The organism is Algorimicrobium echini (assembly GCF_900115185.1).
GTDB classification, from domain to species: domain Bacteria; phylum Bacteroidota; class Bacteroidia; order Flavobacteriales; family Flavobacteriaceae; genus Algorimicrobium; species Algorimicrobium echini.
Genome location: NZ_FOVN01000001.1, coordinates 205,871 through 226,086 on the forward strand (window position 1 = coordinate 205,871; position 20,216 = coordinate 226,086).

A 20,216-nucleotide genomic window follows, 5' to 3' on the forward strand; every position below is an offset into this window, starting at 1 on the left:
AAGAAATGTTCGATACAGAAGTAAAATCGCTTAAATCATTCAATCACTACCTCTCAAAATTGGTAGAAAGTCGTCTATGGCTAAAGGTTATCATTGCCTTATTTCTGGGTGTTGGGTTTGGTTTGCTTTTAAGTCCTCAAAATGGGTGGATTACTAAAGAAACAGCTGATATCGCAGGAAATTGGCTGGCATTGCCTGGTGTTTTATTTCTAAAGTTGGTACAGATGATAATGATTCCGTTAATCGTGGCTTCCATAATTACCGGAATCGCAAGTAATGACAAGCACAGTCTAAAAAAATTAGGTGGTGGCGTTCTCTTATATTTTCTGGGCACGACCATAGTTTCGGTAAGTTTGGGTGTTATACTATCTCAACTTTTTAGACCTGGGCGTTTTTTACATCAGCAGGCTCTAGATGAACATAACGAAATTACAGCTGTCCCAACGGAAAGTCCAGAGCTTTCCTTTGGTCTTGAAACCATCCCAGATGCCATATCGAACTTGCTTCCAGAAAACCCTTTGGCATCTATGGTTAGTGGTGAAATGTTAAGTATCGTGATTTTCACAATCATTATTGGTGTAGCTGTGCTATCGCTTGAGAATTCTTTACTGCGCCCAGTAAAGCTTCTTTTAAGTGCCATTCAGGAAGTTTGTATGACGGTGGTAAAATGGTCAATGCTTCTAGTGCCTATCGCCGTTTTTGGTCTTATGGCGCAGCTTACCTCTAGTGTTGGTTTAAGTTCATTGTCAGGTCTAACGTATTATGTTGGGGTCGTGCTTCTTGGACTTTTGTTATTGGTAATTTTCTATTTGGGACTCATCGTACTTCTCGGAAAGACAAACCCATTGCACTTTCTTAAAAAAATAAGGGATGTTCAATTATTGGCTTTTTCCACCACAAGTTCTGCGGCAGTAATGCCCTTATCGCTAAAAACCGCCGAAGAAGAACTAAAGGTAGATAAGACTATTAGTAATTTTATAATTCCCATTGGAGCGACCGTCAATATGGATGGAACTGCACTATATCAGACTATTACAACTCTTTTTATTGCCCAAGCTTACGGACTGGAAATGAGTTTACTCAATATTATAGTAGTCATTGTAACTATTGTGGCTGCTTCCATTGGTACGCCTGCCATCCCTGGAGGTGGTGTTGTTATACTCGCTTCTGTTTTGGGAAGTGTCGGCATACCTGCTGAAGGGATCATCATCATTATTGGTGTGGAAAGACTCTTGGGAATGTTTAGGACCGCTGTTAATGTAACTGGTGATTTGACTGCTTGTATGGTTTTTAATAGATTTTATGGTAAAACTACAGTTTTGGTTAGTGAAAAAACAAATGATAAATCGAGTTTAAAACAATGACATTACTACTCATATCCATAGTGTTCATTCTACCAGTTGTTGCGATAGCGAGCTATCAGCATTACAAGATTGGTACGCAACCAGCTTATAATGCCAAGGAAACACTTTTGAATTATGAAATAGCAGGTTCTGGAGAGAACAAACTTGTCTTGTTGCACGGATTAACAGGCTCTTTAAACTATTGGAAACGTGAATTAGAAAGCATTAAAAAAACACATTCGTTGCTTTTAATAGACCTTCTCGGGTTTGGGGATTCGCCCAAACCAAATAGTGACTATACGCTTTCTATGCAATTAACTGCTATTGAGTTGATTCTTAAAAAAGAAGGATTCAATGATGGAAAAACGATTATTGCGGGACATTCTATGGGAGCTATGATTTCAATGGCGCTATTGGAAAAGCAACCCACTTGGTTCAAGAAAGGAATTTTTATAAGCATACCCGTTTATAAAAACGCTGATGAATTTAAAGAAATTATGTCGTCGCATTCTTTTGTAGATAGGATTTCAACAAGCAAATTCTCGAAATACATTTGTATGATTCATCCCATTTTTATGTCACGTGCTTTCAAGCCCGATAACCTCACGGATGATGTCTATGAAGATGCAAAAAAGCATCATTGGATGAGTTATTATTATTCTCTCACAGAAGTCATTTTGAAAACAGATTTATATGCGATGGCAAGGAAAATTTCGGATAAAGACGTGCTTTTTATTCACGGAGAAAAAGACACCACGGCACCTTTAGAAAATGCCTTAAAATTATCAAAGGAATTTAAAAATGCACAATTGATTACTTCATCTGAAGGAGATCATCAGTTCTTTCTGAAAGAAGCAGAATTTGTTTGGAAAGCAATTCAAGATTTTACTATTTCAGAAATAAGGTTACAAAAAACAATATCCAATGAGCACGAATAAAACTAAACATATAGGTGTATTTACATCTGGAGGTGATAGCCCTGGGATGAACGCTGCACTCTATGCCATTGCCAAATCTGCTGAAGTAAAGAACATAAAAGTAAGTGGTTTTCGAAAAGGCTATGAAGGATTGATAGATGGTGATTTGATGCCATTAAAATCTCACGAACTAAAAAAAATAACCCAAAAAGGTGGCACCATTTTAAAAACAGCACGAAGCAAACGCTTTCTGGAATTGGAAGGTCGTAAAAAAGCATTGCAAACTCTAAAAACAAACAACATAGATGCTTTAATTGCTATTGGTGGCGATGGTACTTTTAAAGGTCTATTGGCTTTTTCAGAAATATGCGATATCCCATTTATAGGTATTCCTGGGACTATCGACAACGATATTTCCGGTACTGATTACACCCTTGGTTTTGATTCCGCAGTAAACACAGCCATTGAAAATATTGACAAAATAAAGGACACCGCCGAATCCCACAACCGCGTATTTATTGTTGAAGTAATGGGAAGGGATTCAGGTTACATCGCTATTCATTCTGGATTAATGGTAGGTGCAGATGCCATACTAATTCCCGAGAGCGGGAAAGACTTTATATACCTATTGGATAAGGTCAAAAACTACAATAGCGAAGATGCTTTCCTTGTTGTGGTTTCTGAAGGTGATGAGTTAGGCGCTGAACTTATTTCCTCAAAAATAAAGGAGATTAATTCCAATGTCGATTTACGAATTACAAAACTCGGTCACGTGCAGCGAGGCGGAAATCCTTCTGCTTTAGATAGAATGTTGGGAATTAGACTTGGAGTGGCAAGTATAAACGCTCTTTCACAAGGTAAAAAGAATGCAATGGTTGGTGTTTTGAATAATCAATTGCATCTAACCCCTTTTAAAGAGGTGGTCAAGCAACATCAAGTAAATACTGAATTATATGAACTTTTAGAACTATTTGGAAAGTAGAAATGATAGAAGCTTTTAAAAATATCAACCCCTTTATCCTCGGATTACTTATCAGCCTGGGCATTGGTCTTATTCTGGGATTGGAACGTGAATACGATAAATTGAAGGAAGAACAAGGTTTTGCCGGAATAAGAACCTTCCCGATTGTCGCCATTATTGGTTTTATCTTGGGAAATCTTTCCACAGCCTATACGCCTTGGTTGGTCATTATCATTGCGGCGGCATTCCTTTTGTTTCTTTCGTTAAGTCATCTGTCTATGATACAAAAACACATTATGACTGGAATTACAACCAATATGGCATTGTTCGCTACGTTGATTTTGGGAGTTATGGTTGCTAATCATTTGCATAAAGAAGCAGTTGCTACCGCGGTAGTAGTAGTTACTCTATTATCATTGAAAACAACATTTAATACCTTCATTAAGAATATTACTTCAGAAGAACTTTTTGCCTTTATTAAGTTCGCAATTATTGCGCTTCTGATTTTGCCTTTCTTACCAAATCAAGACTATGGTCCAGAAGGTTTGTTAAACCCTTTTGAGATTGGAGCAATAATAGTGATTGTCTCTTTTCTGAATTTCATCGGCTACTTTCTTGTAAAATACGTAGGTTCTAAACGAGGTATTCTGCTCACTGCAATTTTGGGTGGATTGATTTCAAGTACCGCAGTAGCTTGGATATATGCTTCGCGCAGTAAAGAATCGCCAGAACTTTCAAAAGAATATGCTGCCGGTATCATTATAGCTTCTGCCATAATGTTCCCAAGACTTGCCATCTTGGCCTATATTTTTAATAGTGCCATACTTTCTTATTTGGCTGTTCCCTTTACTATCCTAACACTGATCTGTTTGATAAGTGCCATCCTATTTATTCGAAAGAATACTGAAGTATCAAAAACAGCAATTGACCTTGGCAACCCACTTAATATATTGAACGCCCTTGGCTTTGGTGGTATTTATGTGGTTATCTTATTTGCAGTTTTTTATGGAAATCAATTTTTTGGCGAAAGCGGTTTATATTATTCAGCGCTAATTGCAGGATTGGCAGATACGGATGCGATAACTATTAGTATGGCAAAATTTGGGTCTTTAGAAGACAAACTCGTACTCGCAACTAATGTCATTATTACCGCAACCATAAGTAATATGATAGTGAAGTTGGGTATTACCTATTTCAAAGGTTCCAAAAAAACGGGGAAACTGGTAATGCTCATTTTTGGAAGTGTCGTTATCGTTGGTATAGCCTATATATTAATACAATTAGGAAATTAAAAATAGAAGAATGAAAACAACCATATTTAGCACCCATAAATTTGAAGAACCGTATCTCGTAAAAGCGAATAACGACAAGCATCACTTAAAACTATTGGAGAGTCGTTTAACCGAAGAAACAGCAATACTTGCCGCAGGTTCCAAAACAATAAGTCTTTTTACTGGCGATGATGGCTCGGCAAATGTTCTAGAAAAATTGAACGCTATCGGTATTCAAAATATCGCCCTACGTTCAGCAGGTTTCAATCACGTCGATTTAAAAAAAGCATCGGAACTGGGTATAAAAGTGGCTCGCGTCCCTGCCTATTCCCCTTATGCAATTGCAGAACATACAATGGCCCTAATACTTGCCCTAAACCGAAAATTAATTAAAGCCCACAACAGGGTGCGTGACCAAAATTTCTCATTGAACGGTCTTACTGGTTTCGACCTCAATGGAAAAACTGTCGGTGTTATCGGGACAGGAAAAATTGGGTCTGTATTAGTGAAGATTCTACACGGTTTTGGTTGCAAAATACTTGCTCAAGATGTCATTGAAAATGAAAATCTAATCAATTCTTATAACGTAAGCTATACCGACTGTGAGACCATCTGCAAACAGTCTGATATCATAAGCTTACACGTACCACTTACTTCTTCAACGAAACACTTGATAAATACCAAGCACATTTCATTGATGAAAGAAGGAGTAATGCTTATTAATACAAGTCGTGGAGGATTGGTAGATACTAAAGCAGTTATCGAAGGATTGAAAACTAAAAAAATTGGGTATTTCGGAATAGATGTGTATGAGGAAGAAGAAGGATTATTCTTTGAAGACCATTCCGACGATATTTTGCAAGACGATGTAATTGCCCGTTTAATGACATTCAATAATGTATTAATAACTAGTCATCAAGCTTTTTTGACCAAAACAGCATTGACAAATATTGCTGAAACCACGATATATAATCTAGACTGTTTTGAAAAAGGTAAAGTTTCAGGAAATGAAGTTTCTTGATTAAGAAACAAAAATTAGTAGTAACACTTAAAATTATAAAATTATGAATCGAGTAAAAAACAAAATAGCCATTGTCACGGGAGGTGCTTCTGGACTAGGAAAATCAAGTGCAATCTTATTGGCTCGTGAAGGTGCTAAAATTGTGATAACAGATGTAGATGAAGAAAACGGAAATAAAGTAGTTCAAGACATTAAGAATGATGGCGGTGAAGCCATCTTCATAAAGCAAGATGTGTCCAAAGAAGAGGAATGGAAAATGGTCATTGATACTACGCTCAAAACATATGGGAAGCTACACATTGTTGCTAATGCTGCTGGGATAGGAATTGGTGGAACTGTCGAAGAAGTCACACTTGCAGATTGGAAAAACCTTTTAAGTATCAACCTAGATGGTAGTTTTTTGGGAACTCAATATGGTATCAAAGCTATGAAGGAGACTGGAGAAGGAGGTTCAATCATTAACTTTTCTTCCATTGAAGGACTTGTCGGTGACCCCAATCTACCTGCCTATAATGCCAGCAAGGGTGGTGTAACCATATTTACCAAGTCAGCAGCACTTCATTGTGCGAAACAGGGTTACAAAATTCGGGTTAATTCCATTCATCCCGCCTATATATGGACACCAATGGTAGAAAATTTCCTAAAAGCCCAAGGTGATGTGGAAGAGGGCAAAAAGCAGTTAGAAAGTTTGCATCCAGTTGGACACCTTGGAGAACCAGATGACATAGGTTATGGTGTCGTTTATCTAGCTTCGGATGAATCAAAATTTATGACCGGTTCTGAATTGGTAATAGATGGTGGTTATACAGCACAATAAGAGACAAATATAAAATTCAAAAATTATGAAAAATATACTCGTACCCACCGATTTCTCTGAAAACTGTACCAAAGCCGCACACCTTGGAATAAAAATGGCAAAAACATACAATGCGGAAATACACTTTCTACATCAAATGACAACACCTGTGGATTGGGTAAAACTCGATAAGCTTAAAGAAAAGCGTTATCCAGAAACCTTAAAGCAGATAGGCGCTGCAAAGGCTAATTTACGTGAACTCGAAAAAATTGCAGAACACGAAGGTCTTAAATGCCGAACCTTTCTTCAGTTCGATTCAGGACAAAAAGATATTTTGGAGCATTCTGGTCATTTTCATCACGATTTTATCATTACAGGAAGTAGTGGCACTAAAGGTCGTGTGAGGGAGATAACAGGTAGTAATGTTGAGAAGATTGTACGAAAAGCCAATGCACCAATTATCGTGGTCAAAGAGCAGGAAGTAACGTTTCCATTTAAGGATATTCTATTCGTCTCTTCTTTTGAAGAAGATGTTAGTCATCCATTTCAAGCTGTGCTTTCCATAGCTGAAAAATGTGATGCTAAAATTCATTTGTTACGTATCAACACAGAAACAGACTTTAATAATATTAACGCTGGATTAAACCCTGTCAAGCAATTCCTTGAAAAGTTTCCCGCCTTAAAAAACTTTTCTATGAACGTTCACAACGAATCGTCAGTAGAAGAAGGTATCAATACATTTTTAAAACATCAGCCCGCAGATTTGATTGCAATGAGTACACACGGTAAGACAGGATTTTTGAGCTTATTTTCAAAAAGCATTGCCGAGGGTGTAACTAATCATTCAGAACTACCTGTGATGACCATACATATCAAGAAATGAAAGATTCAATCAACATAGTAAAGTATTCTGGTGACGTCGTAGCTTTTGATGTGGATAAACTCATCAATTCCTTAAGACGTGCACAAGCTAGTGAAGCATTGATTCAGCAAATTGTAGAGCAAGTTGAAAGTCAATTATACGATGGAATTACAACCAAACAAATCTATAAAATGGCTTTTAGAATGCTTAAAGGTAAATCTCGTGTAAGTGCCTCAAAGTACAAGCTCAAAAAAGCATTGATGGAATTGGGTCCTTCTGGCTTCCCTTTTGAAAAGTTGGTTGGCAAACTATTGGCACACGAAGGATTTTCAACACAGGTTGGTGTCATAGTTCAAGGCAATTGCGTTCAGCACGAAATAGATGTGATAGCGCAAAAAGACAATACCCATTATATGATTGAATGTAAATACCATAGTGACCAAGGTAGGTTTTGCAACGTGAAAATCCCTTTATATATCCATTCAAGATTTTTGGATGTCGAAAAACAATGGGAACGTCAAAAAGGTCACGAAGACAAGCTTCATAAAGGAGGTGTGTACACCAATACACGATTTACAAGTGATGCGGTGCAATATGGTAAATGCGTGGGACTATTATTGACAAGCTGGGATTACCCAATGGGTGAGGGTTTAAAAGATAGAATAGATAAATCTGGGTTGCATCCATTAACAGCATTAACAACGCTGACCAAAGCCGAAAAAACAAAATTATTGGATACAGGTATTGTACTCTGCAAAGAGCTTCACGAAACACCCAAAATTTTAGAACAAGTTGGAGTGCCAAAATCAAGACACAAAAAGGTTCTCGAAGATTCAAGAGAATTATGTGGAATTCATTAGAGCACTACATAAATTTTTAATCTAAAAAAAATAGGACAAATGAAAACAGATGAACTAAAAGAACAGAACCGTTTAGATTTAGAACCATTCTATCAAGCATTGGAAGATGATTCTAAACTACTTGAAGAAGCCCTCGAAATATTATTGGGTATGGTACACTTTGAACCTAAATCGGTAAAGAAATTGGCGCTTTTTATCAAAGAGGATTCCCGTAATCTATATAATGAAATAGCGGAATTGAGTAAATCAGAACAAGATAAAGGAAGCACACCTTCCTGCTGTGGTGGACACTAAATAAATACTATAAAGATGAAAAACAATAAAATAAACATCCACTTTCTAGGAGCGGCAGGCACCGTAACTGGCTCAAAATATTTAGTGGACACAGGAAATAAAAAAATACTAATAGACTGCGGACTTTTTCAAGGGTTAAAGGAATTACGCCTTAAAAACTGGGAATATCCACCTGTGGAAGTTTCAGAAATCGATATGGTTTTGCTTACTCACGGTCATTTGGACCATACTGGATATCTGCCAAGGTTGGTAAAACAAGGATTTAAAGGCCCTATCTATGGAACCAATCCAACATTGGACATCGCAAAAATCATACTTAATGATAGTGGCAAAATACAGGAACAGGAAGCCGAACGTGCCAATAAGGAAGGTTATTCAAAGCATAGCCCAGCAGAACCACTCTACGATTTAAAAGATGTAGAAAAAACCATTCCACATTTTAAGGGCATTCCTCAAGCACAATGGATTCCGTTATTTGACGATATCAGAGCTCGTTTCCAATATAACGGACATATTCTGGGTGCAACTTACATTGAGCTAGATGTGCACGGAAAACGGTTTGTTTTTTCAGGAGATATTGGAAGAACCAATGATTTATTGCTCTATCCACCTCTGAAACCAAAAAAAGCGGATGTTCTTTTCATTGAATCCACTTATGGTGGAAGGTTTCATCCAGATGAAGTAGAAGCACTTCCACAGATTGAAAAATTGGTCAATGACACCATTAATAGAGGAGGAAGCTTATTCGTTCCAAGCTTTTCAGTAGAACGTGCCCAACTGATGATGCTTATTTTTTGGAAATTACTGAAAGAAAAGAAAATCCCAAAAGTTCAAATGATAATGGATAGCCCAATGGGTGCTAGTGTATTGGAATTGTTTCATCGCACGAGGGATTGGCACAGATTGGAAGATAATGAATGTGATGAAATGTGTTCACATTTCACGGTCGTAAGCAGTTATTGGGAAACTATGGAATTGCGAACAGATAACAAACCAAAAATCATAATTGCTGGAAGTGGAATGCTTACCGGTGGAAGAATGCTCAATTATCTAGAAACACAGGCGCAAAACCCAAATAACACTTTGCTTTTTGTGGGGTATCAAGCTGAAGGGACACGTGGAAGAAAATTACTGGAAGGCGATAAGGAATTGAAAGTGTACGGAAAATGGGTGCCATTTCATATGGAAGTTGCGGAAATCGAAGGACTCTCGGCACACGCAGACCACACTGAACTTATGGATTGGATGCGCAAAATAAAAAATAAGCCAGAGCGGATTTTCATTGTACACGGCGAAAAAGAAAGTGCAGAAGCATTACAGAAAGGCATAAAGGAAACTTATGATTGGGATGCTGAAATCCCACAGCTGTATAGTATTGAAGAAATAAAATAGGTTGTAGCAATCACAAAAAATGAAAACTATGGAACAACACTCAAATATCCTAAAATATAAACACCTGGGCATTTATACACAGAACGAAAATGTGGTCTATATGCGAGAAGATTGTCACGTATGTATTTCCGAAGGGTTTGAGGCACTCACAAGAATAAGGATATCGAAGGCAACCCATTCAATTGTAGCAAGCCTCAACGTTATAAAATCAGATATGCTATTGCCCAACGAAATCGGACTATCAGAAGCTGCTGCAAAAAAACTAAATGTTTCAGACAATGACACTTTGTATGTTTCACATTTAGAACCTATTGAATCTTTAAGTCACGTCAGGGCGAAAATCTATAATCAAAAACTGGATTATTCAGCCTTTAATGAAATCATTACTGATATAGTTGAAGGCGATTATTCCAATATCCATCTTTCGGCATTTATTACAGCCTGTGCTGGTGACCGATTGGATATTGACGAAATATCTGACCTTACCAAAGCAATGATAGCCTCTGGTGAACAACTGAATTGGGACAAAGAAATTGTGGTAGATAAGCATTGTATTGGCGGATTACCTGGCAACAGAACCACACCATTGGTAGTTGCCATTGTCGCTGCATACGGACTTACGATGCCAAAAACATCGTCGCGAGCCATTACTTCGCCAGCAGGCACAGCAGATACTATGGAAGTACTGACCAATGTGACGCTTTCTTTAGAAGAAATAAAGACCGTGGTAGAAAAAGAAGGTGGGTGTTTTGTTTGGGGCGGAACAGCCCAATTAAGTCCTGCGGATGACGTGCTGATTAAGATTGAAAAAGCCTTGGATATTGATAGTGAAGGGCAGCTCATAGCTTCCGTACTTTCGAAAAAAGCTGCGGCAGGTTCCACACACGTTGTCATAGACATTCCCGTGGGAGAAACTGCAAAAGTTAGAAGTGCAGAAATGGCTGAAAAACTAAAGAATCATATGGAAAAGGTAGGCAATGCCGTTGGGCTTAATGTGAAAGTGGTTATTACAGATGGTACGCAGCCTGTTGGAAGAGGTATCGGGCCCACTTTAGAAGCTATCGATATATTAAAGGTTTTGAGAAATGAGGCAGATGCACCAACTGATTTAATGGAAAGAGCATTGCTTTTGGCTGGCAAACTTATAGAACTTTCGGGGAAAGTTGGAAAAGGTAAAGGAACGGAAACCGCCAAAGAAGTACTTAAGTCTGGTCAGGCTTATAAAAAATTTCTTGCCATTTGTAAAGCCCAAGGCCGCTTTTCAAAACCTGTTTTAGCACCCTATAAAACCGAAATTAGAGCAGAAAACTCTGGGATTTTAAAGCGTATAGATAATAGAAAGATAGCAAAACTCGCCAAGCTTTCCGGCGCACCACAGTCTAAATCGGCTGGGATTCTTTTGAATGTCCATTTAGATGAAAAAATTAAAAAAGACCAATTGTTATATACCATATATGCTGAATCCAAAGGCGAACTCAACTATGCTCTGGAATATAAAAACTACCACAATAACATATTAACCATATCTTAAAAAAACACACGATGAAAACGATATTATTCAGCCTTCCCGGAAACGAAAAACTTACAGCACTTATGGCAAAAAAAATGGATGCTGAAATTGGAAAAGCAACCTTGCGAAACTTTCCTGATGGAGAATCCTATACACGTATCTTATCTGATGTGAAGGATAAATGTGTTGTATTGATTTGCACCTTGCACGAACCCGACGAAAAACTGTTGCCACTTTATTTTTTAAGTCATACTGCCAAATCATTAGGCGCAATGTGTACGTGCTTGGTAGCGCCCTATTTGGCGTATATGCGACAGGATAAAGTATTTAATGAAGGCGAAGGCGTTACTTCTGGTTTTTTCGGAAAATTGATTTCAGGTTTTGCCGATAGCATTACCACGGTTGACCCTCATTTGCATAGGATTAGCTCTTTAGGGGAAGTCTATCAAATTCCAAATAAAGTAATTCACGCAGCCGATGCTATTTCAGATTGGATAAAAGAAAACGTCGAAAACCCAGTACTTATTGGCCCCGATTCAGAAAGTGAACAATGGGTTTCCGAAGTTGCTAAAAATGCAGGAGCACCATTTACAGTACTGCAAAAAGTGCGTCACGGCGACCGTGATGTGGAAGTCTCTGTACCAGATGTGGAAAAATATAAAAACGCCACACCAATTTTGGTAGATGATATTATCTCGACCGCTCGAACAATGATTGAAACCGTTGAGCAGTTAAAAAGGGCAGGAATGAAACCACCTATATGTGTTGGTATTCACGCCGTTTTTTCAGGTAATGCCTATCAGGATTTGTTGGATTCCGGCGTAGAAAAAATAGTGACCTGCAATACCATTCCACACCCTTCAAATGCTATTGATTTAAGCGATATACTGGCAAAAGAAGTAAAAAAATTAATGCACCATATATGAGAAAACGAGTTTTCATAGTACTAATCTCATTATTCAGCATCACAATGACTGGACAAACTGAAATGCTTATCGGGCAGATTTCAGACAGACTTGTCGTTAGGGAAAATTTCAATGAAGAAGGTGCTTTTTTGAATAAGCAAACTTTTAAGTCTGGAAAAGTAATCGATAAGAACGGTTATTATGAAATTGAGGTCGTTACAGAACTATTTGATGAGGACAAAAAATCTACTGATAAATACACCACGACCTATCGTTGTAAGCCTGACGAAGCCAGTATAATGGTAATGGCATTTCCATTTTCCAACCCAAAATCAAAGGAAACCGAAATCAATACCACTTCTAAAAATTTTAAAGAGCTCTACGATTTGAAAAACTTAAAAGATATAGAATTAGAAATGAATTTTGACTCTGGCTTGCTGAATTTCTTCGGTTCAAAAAGTGTGATAAAGATTTTTAACCGTGAGTTAGATACTGGACAAACCTATAATACTATTAATTCTAAAATCGATATCAAGGCCTATGCCTGGGGAATTCGCATTAAGCAATTCAATTATAATGTCAAAGAAGAATTAAATGGAAAAGGTCTATTGACCTTTCAGAAATTTACTGAAGCGGATGGTAGTTATTTTATAATGACTTATAAATAAAGAAAAATGAAAAATTATGACACCCTTTCCGAAGCAATAAACGATTTACAGGTAAATGAATATCCTTATGATTTCAACTTAAAACCTGAATGTCTGGAATGTGCATCCCTGAAAATTGAGCTTCGACCAGAAGATTTTAAAGTAGATAAAATATATCGCTTTGAAGGAATGAGCAGTACCGATGATAACAGCATTTTATATGCAATATCTTCTAAAGATGACATCAAAGGTCTTTTAGTAGATGCCTATGGCGTCTATGCAGAAAACATTTCTGAAGCAATGCGGAAAAAATTACGATAACACTTAAACAATACTATAATGGAAAATCACGAGCAGCACAAACACAACGAAATGGACCATTCGAAAATGGATCATTCTAAAATGAATCACAAAAAAGAAGACCATTCGAAAATGGATCATTCCAAAATGAAAAAAGGCGGTGGAGACCATTCGGGTCATAATCCGGGTCACGGACAAATGGGTCACGACCATCATAAAATGATGATTGCAGACTTTAGAAAACGATTTTGGGTAACGCTAGTCCTTACCATTCCAATATTGTTCTTCTCGCCAATGATCCAAGATTTTTTCGGGTATGAATTTTTACTTCCTGGAAATCCTTATGTCCTTTTTGCGCTTTCTACCATTGTATATTTCTATGGTGGCTGGCCTTTCCTTAAAGGTTTTGTTTCAGAAATAAAGAATGGCGCACCAGGGATGATGACGCTTATATCTATGGCAATAAGTGTCGCTTATTTCTATAGCTCTGCAACCGTTTTTGGTTTGAGTGGTGTTGATTTTTTCTGGGAACTGGCGACTTTAATTGCGATTATGCTAGTTGGTCATTGGATAGAAATGAAAAGTGTATTAGGTGCTTCAAAAGCCTTACAGCTTTTAGTTAGTATGATGCCTGCGGAAGCGCATCGCGTCAAGGGCGACACTATTGAAGATATTCCACTTGAAGATTTATTAAAGGATGATGTGATATTGGTAAAACCCGGAGAGAAAGTGCCAGCTGATGGTATTATTGTGGAAGGTTCAAGTTATTTGAACGAATCAATGCTCACAGGGGAATCTAAACCCGTAAAAAAAGAAGAAAAAGATAAAGTAATCGGTGGTTCTGTAAATGGTAATAGCACCTTAAAAGTAAAGGTTGAACACACTGGAAAAGACAGTTATCTCAATAAAGTTATTACGATGGTTGAGGAAGCGCAAAAGACCAAATCTAAAATGCAAAATCTTTCCGATAGAGCTGCAAAATGGTTGACTTATATAGCTTTGGCTATTGGTTTTGGTACGTTGGCAGTTTGGTTGATTTTAGGATTTCCATTTGTTTATGCTTTAGAGAGAATGGTTACCGTTATGGTCATCGCTTGTCCACACGCATTGGGTCTTGCAATTCCTCTTGTAGTTGCCATTTCTACTGCTGTATCTGCACAAAATGGATTATTGATTCGCAATAGAACTGCATTTGAAGAATCACGAAAGATATCCGCCTTACTATTTGACAAAACAGGGACTTTAACCAAAGGGGACTTTGGCGTAACACGAATTAAATCTGTAAATGCTGCTTATTCAAACGAAGAAATCTTACGACTGTCAAGTGCATTGGAACAAAGTTCAGAACATCCAATTGCTGTTGGAATTATTAAAAAAGTTAAAGAAGATAATATTACAATCCCAAAGCCTGAAAACTTTAATGCGATTACTGGTAAAGGTGTAGAGGCAAATGTAGAAGATAAGCAAGTAAAAGTGGTTAGTCCTGGTTATTTAAGGGATGAAAAAATCACTATTCCTGAAGATGCCTACAGTGACGCTGCTGAAACTGTTGTATTTGTATTAATCGATGGACAGCTAGCAGGTTATATCGCCCTTGCTGATGAAATTAGACCAGAATCTGCAGAAGCTATCAAAATATTTAAAAAGAACAAAATCAAAGTTTTAATGGCAACTGGCGATAACGAAAAGACAGCAAAAGCTGTTAGCGATAAACTTGGTTTGGATGGTTATTATGCCGAAGTGTTACCACACCAAAAAGTAGAAATTGTAGAAGAGTTACAAAACAAGGGAGAGTTTGTTGCTATGACGGGTGACGGTGTGAATGATGCACCTGCGCTTGCCAAGGCTGATGTAGGAATCGCTGTTGGATCTGGTACTGATGTTGCTGCCGAAACTGCCGATATTATATTAGTAAATAGCAATCCACAAGATATTGCAAACCTTATTCTGTTCGGAAAGGCTACCTACAATAAAATGATTCAGAACTTAATATGGGCAACTGGTTATAATGTCGTTGCCATTCCGTTAGCGGCTGGCGTTCTATATTCTTCAGGTTTTGTTTTAGGACCAGCGGTAGGAGCTGTATTTATGAGTTTGAGTACAATTATAGTGGCCATTAATGCGCAATTATTAAAGCGAAAAATCGGTAAAAAATAAATGGAAAGAAAAGAAAAACTCAACAGGATATTTTTAATCCTGTTGAGTTTATTTGTTGTGATGTTGGGCTATGGTATATTACTGCCAACCCTTCCCTACTATACCGAAAGATTAGCTTTAAAAGACAATCTTGATACAGACCTAATCAACTTCCACATTGGACTGCTCACTAGCATTTATCCGTTTTTTCAATTACTATTTGTGGTGGTTTGGGGAAAGCTATCAGACAAATATGGTCGTAAACCAATTATCATTTGTGGACTAATCGGTTTTGTAATTATGCAATTCCTAACTGGTCTGGCTACATCCTTGACAATGCTTTATATCGCTCGAATCTTTGGTGGTATTTTCACGTCGTCAGTTATTCCAGTTAGCAACGCATATTTAAGCGATATTACTTCTGAAAAACGAAGAACAAAGATAATGGCCTGGTCTGGTGTTGCAATAAGTTCTGGGGTTATTTTTGGTCCTGTTATTGGTGGGTTACTTTCACAAACTGACCTTCATTTACAATATTCTTTTGGTCTGCTACATTTAGACCGATTTTCAACGCCATTTCTTTTCGCAGCACTACTAGGATTGATTGTCCTATTTATTGTTATGAAATGGTTAAAAAACACTACACGTGTACATAAGTTCACAACCCAAAAAGTGAGGTTGCGATTCACATTTACCAAATATTTTGCCGTATTACTGGTTCTGTCGTTTGTCATCCAATTTGTAGTAACGCTGTTTGAAACCGTCTTTTCAATATATGGGAAAGATGAATTAGGGTTTAACAGTAACCAAATAGGTATTGGTTTTATGCTATGTGGTTCAATAATGGCTGTTTTACAACCTGTGTTCGCTACTTATGGAGAGAAGTTTTTATCGACAAAGAAACAAATTGCATTAGGGTTGTTTATATCTGGATTATCCTTAATTGTCTTTCCTTTTTTTAAGAATGAATACTTGGTATATGTATTAATCGTTGTTTTCGCTGCTGGAGGTGCTATGGTAACCCCAAATTTACTTTCTGCGGTTTCATTAATATCAAAGCAAAATACTGGCAGGAACATTTCTATTCAGAGCTCTACTAATAGTGTTGGTCAAATTCTAGGGCCTGTTTTAGGGACTTGGTTGCTTTCAGGCGGTTTTTACTACCCTTTTATAATTGCTGGCAGCATTATTTTGGCTGTTATTGGTTTTTTATTCTTTTTCAAAAACCCGCCATAAAAAAATAAGCACATAACCATAGTTGTTGACAATTAACCCAAATCTAAAGCCCCAAATATTTTGCATAAGCTGATTCATAAAATATTAGATAATTACAAAGAGGAAATAAAAGCAGTTGAGGAATCTAATCTCAACGATTTCAATAATGTTGAACAAGGTATTTCCATTTCAAGACAATACTTACAGAAACTGCGAATCTGTGTAAGGGAAAATGAATTTCAAGACAAACAAAATGAAATCATATTCTTTAAAAAGCACAAACCTTATGTTTATAGCAGATTGAAGTTTTACGCCAAACTCTACAATTTTTTAATAAACAGACCTGCCGGCACCATAAAATCTCAACAGGAATTTATCGATTTAGAAATAAATAAACTACAAGAAAGCAATCGGCGAAATATAGATTTTATAAAATATTACAGGGAGGATTCTGAACTTTTGGATGAATTCTATTTTCTACGAGGAAACGATAAAATCAGTCTGGTGTCAAACACATCTCATTTTTATACCGATGCAGAATTTTCCACAAGCCACGATAATGCAATTGCCAAAATTATGGCCTACGATTTATTAATCAGTCATTACGTAGAAGAGTTAAGTTATTTAAGGGATCTGTCAAACGGTGTACCGAATAAGCTGAATACTTTATCAAATGGCGAGCGACTTGAATGGACAGCCTCAAAAACAGACCTAATTGAATTGATTTATGCCTTACAGGCTTCAGGAGCGATAAAAAGTGGTACGGCTGGGATTAAAGAAATGGCTTCGGCTTGTGAAGACATCTTTGAACTAAAACTTGGAAATGTATATAGAACTTTTCTCGAAATTAGAGAACGGAAAATTGACCAAACCAAGTTTATCGATAGACTGAAAGCAACACTTTTAAGGAGAATGGAGGAAACGGATGGATAAAATCCATTTCGCTTAAATGTTAAATTTCTTCCCAAGTTGGGTACTACTTGGGAAAAAATAAAATTAATTTTAGTTATTATCATTTGGTATATACTATTTTCAGGACAACCACTAAACAAAACTAATTTAAACCATTGAAAATGAGTATATAAAAACACCCAACTTGGGTATGACTTGGGATTAATATCCAATAAATCATCCCAAATTTGTAGAACGAAAGTCAAATCGACAGATTCACGAACACTTTTTTATTAAAATACTAAAGCTCGTGAGTTAAATCAAGTCAGGGGCTATTAAATTAGTTGAAAGCGATAATGATAGCCCCTTTCTTTTAAAACCGTTCTATTATGCCAGCAAATATTATTACCACAGACGATCTTCGAGAATTTAAAATAGAATTGTTCGATGACATTAAAAACCTTCTTTCCAAACAAGCCACTGGAAAACTCAAAAAATATCTCAAATCTTCCGAAGTTATGGACTTGCTTCAAGTCAGTCCAGGAACATTACAGAATCTTCGCATCAACGGAACATTGCCATACACCAAAGTTGGGGGCATCATCTACTACGATGCCGAGGAAATTCAAAACGTGATGACATCAAATCGTGTACAGCATAAGCTAAATTCTTAAATGATGAACTACATAAAGCTACTTAATGCGGCTTTTGAAAAGTTCTTTTTTGATGACCGCCTCAATCCAACGCATATAAGTCTCTATATGGCACTGTTCCAAGAATGGAACAGTAGCCGATTTGCAGATGAATTTTATGTGAACCGTCGAGAATTAATGCGTGTAGCCAAGATTGGCTCAAAATCCACTTACCATAGATGTGTGACAAACCTTGATTCTTGGAACTATCTCACCTATTTTCCTTCTAATAACCCTTACAAAGGAAGCAAAATCAAGATGGCCATTATCGGTACAAGTGATGAACCGGATATGGGACGGTACGATCCCATATTAGAACAGCTTGCGGAAGAGTACCATCCCATCCGTGAACCTGTTGTGGGACAGCACCGTCCCAAAAATGGACAAGTGGTGGACTCAAACCGTCCCGTGAGTGGACAAGCATTGGTATCTACTATAAACAATACCAAACAAGTAAACAATCTAAAACAACCAAAGGGCTGGCAGGCCGTTATTGATTTTTTTATTGAAAAAGGTTTTAATGCTGATGAAGGAAAAAAATTCTTCGAGTATTATGAAACTCGGAATTGGCAAACGAGCGATGGAAAAGAAATTCGAGATTGGCGAGCCTTGGCCACTAACTGGATGGGCAGGACAGAGTTATATGCCAAAGAAAACAAACCAAACAAAAAACAAGCGTCCCAAATCAAGGACAACTTGCGAACCACTAAAAACAAAGATTATGGACAACCCCTCTAAAATCACCGAAGGTGGCGTGGAATATTCGCTTGGCAAGTTTGACGGCAAGAGTGTTCTCTACGATTTTGACAAAATCCTGATTTACCTGAATGCCAAGGGAAAAATGCTCTTTGGAAAAAATTTCCGAATCTACGATGAGGACACGGCTATCATACGTAACCTCTGCCATTATTTCATCAAGGACAAAGAGAACTGTGAAAAGAACGGAATTGATATCGACAAAGGTATTTTACTTTCTGGACCTGTAGGATGTGGAAAAACCACCTTGATGAAATTGCTGCGCCATATCGTTCCAATGCAACGACCTTATGAAATGATTCCTTGCCGGAATGTAGCGTTTAGTTTTAACCATCTCGGTTTTAAAACCATTGAAGAATATGGTAACTCCAAATTTTTCTGTTTTGATGATTTGGGCGTAGAGCCAGCTGGTCGGTTTTATGGAAAGGATTTAAACGTAATGGGCGAAGTGCTCTTATCTCGATACGAGCTTTACCTACAGACAAAGCGTAAAATAAAAACCCACGCAACCACCAACCTCAATGCCGAAGAATTGGAAGAACGCTACGGAAACCGTGTTCGTAGCAGAATGCGGGAACTTTTTAATTTGATTGCTTTTGATACAAAGGCTACGGATAAACGGAAGTAATTGCTATTCACTATTAAACTTTGGCAAAAAATGTGTATTTTGCCAAAGTTTAACTCAAAATATCATTGTTCTGGAACAAACTATTAAAGATAAAATACCAACATACTTTGTTGACCAGCAAGCTATTTCAAAAACCAGTCTGGTAGAGCTTATTCAGAAAGATTTTCCAACCTTAAAGGAAAGTTCTATCACTGTGTATTTGTCTAAACTTAAAAAAGAAGGTGTGTTAAAAAACCCATCCAGAGGTATGTACGCTTTAAATGGTAAGGATAGATTTATTCCAGTTATTGACACCAAATTAAAACGACTGTACAATAAAATAAAAAAAGACTATCCATTCATTGAATTCTGTGTATGGAACACTTTATGGTTAAACGAATTTATGCGCCACCAACCATTTAAGTTTTACACCATAATTGAATTGGAAAAAGATGTGGCACAGTCCATTTTTTACAAGTTGAAAGACCACGTTAAAACCGTTTTTATAGAACCAGATGCTGAAACATTTGAACTGTACATTCATAATAGTGATGACGTAATAATCCTTAAACAATTGGTATCCGAAGCACCTTTAGCCGAAATCGAAAATATCGTTATCCCATCCCTTGAAAAATTGTTGGTCGATATGCTTATAGACACTAATTTATTTGGTGCACAACAAAGTGAATTGGAATTTATTTACCGATCGGCATTCGAAAAGTTTGAGATAAGCAAAAGTAAAATGAAACGCTATGCTCACAGGCGCAATAGAGAGATGGAAGTTGAACACTTAAGCAATTTAACTTTGGCAAATAATTAATTTTATTGCCAAACATTAAT

The 20,216-nt window shown here is 37.2% G+C and carries 21 protein-coding genes; all 21 read left to right on the forward strand.

The genetic code is table 11. The features are described from left to right. Positions 1 to 5: 5 nt before the first annotated feature. The 21 genes from BM239_RS00985 to BM239_RS01085 all read left to right on the forward strand — a co-directional run bounded on the left by BM239_RS00985 (position 6) and on the right by BM239_RS01085 (position 20,196). Positions 6 to 1,364: a dicarboxylate/amino acid:cation symporter gene (locus tag BM239_RS00985; protein WP_092205790.1), complete on the forward strand. Its 1,359-nt coding sequence runs from the start codon at positions 6 to 8 to the stop codon at positions 1,362 to 1,364. Then, positions 1,361 to 2,281, forward strand: a complete 921-nt coding sequence (locus BM239_RS00990; protein ID WP_092205791.1) for an alpha/beta fold hydrolase — start codon at positions 1,361 to 1,363, stop codon at positions 2,279 to 2,281. Before BM239_RS00985 ends, BM239_RS00990 begins: the two co-directional genes overlap by 4 nt. Next, the gene (locus tag BM239_RS00995; protein WP_092205792.1) at positions 2,268 to 3,242 is read left to right on the forward strand and encodes an ATP-dependent 6-phosphofructokinase; all 975 of its coding nucleotides are present in this window, start codon (positions 2,268 to 2,270) and stop codon (positions 3,240 to 3,242) included. The genes BM239_RS00990 and BM239_RS00995 overlap by 14 nt, the downstream gene beginning before the upstream one ends. A gap of 2 nt (positions 3,243 to 3,244) precedes the next feature. Further along, positions 3,245 to 4,513 carry an MgtC/SapB family protein gene (locus BM239_RS01000; RefSeq protein WP_092205793.1) on the forward strand — a complete coding sequence of 423 codons (1,269 nt, stop codon included), beginning with the start codon at positions 3,245 to 3,247 and terminating at the stop codon, positions 4,511 to 4,513. Positions 4,514 to 4,523: 10 nt separating this feature from the next. Beyond that, a complete protein-coding gene (locus tag BM239_RS01005) occupies positions 4,524 to 5,513 on the forward strand; it encodes a 2-hydroxyacid dehydrogenase (RefSeq protein ID WP_092205794.1) in 990 nt (329 codons plus the stop codon). Positions 5,514 to 5,556: 43 nt separating this feature from the next. After that, positions 5,557 to 6,330: an SDR family oxidoreductase gene (locus BM239_RS01010; RefSeq protein ID WP_092205795.1), complete on the forward strand. Its 774-nt coding sequence runs from the start codon at positions 5,557 to 5,559 to the stop codon at positions 6,328 to 6,330. A gap of 25 nt (positions 6,331 to 6,355) precedes the next feature. Continuing rightward, positions 6,356 to 7,192, forward strand: coding sequence for a universal stress protein (locus BM239_RS01015; protein ID WP_092205796.1), 837 nt, complete (start codon positions 6,356 to 6,358; stop codon positions 7,190 to 7,192). Next, positions 7,189 to 8,031 (forward strand): ATP cone domain-containing protein, encoded by an 843-nt coding sequence (locus tag BM239_RS01020; protein WP_092205797.1) that lies wholly within the window; start codon positions 7,189 to 7,191, stop codon positions 8,029 to 8,031. Before BM239_RS01015 ends, BM239_RS01020 begins: the two co-directional genes overlap by 4 nt. Before the next feature lie 39 nt (positions 8,032 to 8,070). Beyond that, positions 8,071 to 8,325: a hypothetical protein gene (locus BM239_RS01025; protein WP_092205798.1), complete on the forward strand. Its 255-nt coding sequence runs from the start codon at positions 8,071 to 8,073 to the stop codon at positions 8,323 to 8,325. A 15-nt stretch (positions 8,326 to 8,340) separates the two neighbouring features. Beyond that, complete coding sequence (locus BM239_RS01030; protein WP_092205799.1) at positions 8,341 to 9,717, forward strand: MBL fold metallo-hydrolase RNA specificity domain-containing protein; 1,377 nt, start codon at positions 8,341 to 8,343, stop codon at positions 9,715 to 9,717. Positions 9,718 to 9,745: 28 nt separating this feature from the next. Further along, positions 9,746 to 11,248, forward strand: coding sequence for a thymidine phosphorylase family protein (locus BM239_RS01035; RefSeq protein WP_092206735.1), 1,503 nt, complete (start codon positions 9,746 to 9,748; stop codon positions 11,246 to 11,248). Between the two features lie 11 nt (positions 11,249 to 11,259). Further along, positions 11,260 to 12,153, forward strand: coding sequence for a ribose-phosphate pyrophosphokinase (locus BM239_RS01040; protein ID WP_092205800.1), 894 nt, complete (start codon positions 11,260 to 11,262; stop codon positions 12,151 to 12,153). Between the two features lie 44 nt (positions 12,154 to 12,197). Beyond that, positions 12,198 to 12,800, forward strand: a complete 603-nt coding sequence (locus tag BM239_RS01045) for a hypothetical protein (RefSeq protein WP_245758167.1) — start codon at positions 12,198 to 12,200, stop codon at positions 12,798 to 12,800. A gap of 6 nt (positions 12,801 to 12,806) precedes the next feature. Then, positions 12,807 to 13,100: a phosphoribosylpyrophosphate synthetase gene (locus BM239_RS01050; protein WP_092205802.1), complete on the forward strand. Its 294-nt coding sequence runs from the start codon at positions 12,807 to 12,809 to the stop codon at positions 13,098 to 13,100. A gap of 18 nt (positions 13,101 to 13,118) precedes the next feature. Next, on the forward strand, positions 13,119 to 15,236 hold the full coding sequence (locus BM239_RS01055) for a copper-translocating P-type ATPase (protein WP_092205803.1): 2,118 nt from the start codon (positions 13,119 to 13,121) through the stop codon (positions 15,234 to 15,236). Further along, positions 15,237 to 16,451, forward strand: coding sequence for an MFS transporter (locus BM239_RS01060; protein ID WP_092205804.1), 1,215 nt, complete (start codon positions 15,237 to 15,239; stop codon positions 16,449 to 16,451). 60 nt (positions 16,452 to 16,511) lie between these two features. Further along, positions 16,512 to 17,363, forward strand: coding sequence for an RteC domain-containing protein (locus BM239_RS01065; RefSeq protein WP_092205805.1), 852 nt, complete (start codon positions 16,512 to 16,514; stop codon positions 17,361 to 17,363). A gap of 347 nt (positions 17,364 to 17,710) precedes the next feature. Then, positions 17,711 to 17,995 carry a helix-turn-helix domain-containing protein gene (locus tag BM239_RS01070; protein WP_092205806.1) on the forward strand — a complete coding sequence of 95 codons (285 nt, stop codon included), beginning with the start codon at positions 17,711 to 17,713 and terminating at the stop codon, positions 17,993 to 17,995. A gap of 3 nt (positions 17,996 to 17,998) precedes the next feature. Further along, a complete protein-coding gene (locus BM239_RS01075; RefSeq protein ID WP_085768267.1) occupies positions 17,999 to 18,751 on the forward strand; it encodes a hypothetical protein in 753 nt (250 codons plus the stop codon). Then, complete coding sequence (locus BM239_RS01080) at positions 18,735 to 19,397, forward strand: P-loop NTPase family protein (RefSeq protein ID WP_085767712.1); 663 nt, start codon at positions 18,735 to 18,737, stop codon at positions 19,395 to 19,397. Before BM239_RS01075 ends, BM239_RS01080 begins: the two co-directional genes overlap by 17 nt. Further along, entirely contained in the window at positions 19,366 to 20,196 is an 831-nt protein-coding gene (locus tag BM239_RS01085) for a DUF6577 family protein (protein WP_245758168.1), read from the forward strand. The genes BM239_RS01080 and BM239_RS01085 overlap by 32 nt, the downstream gene beginning before the upstream one ends. Positions 20,197 to 20,216 lie beyond the last annotated feature (20 nt).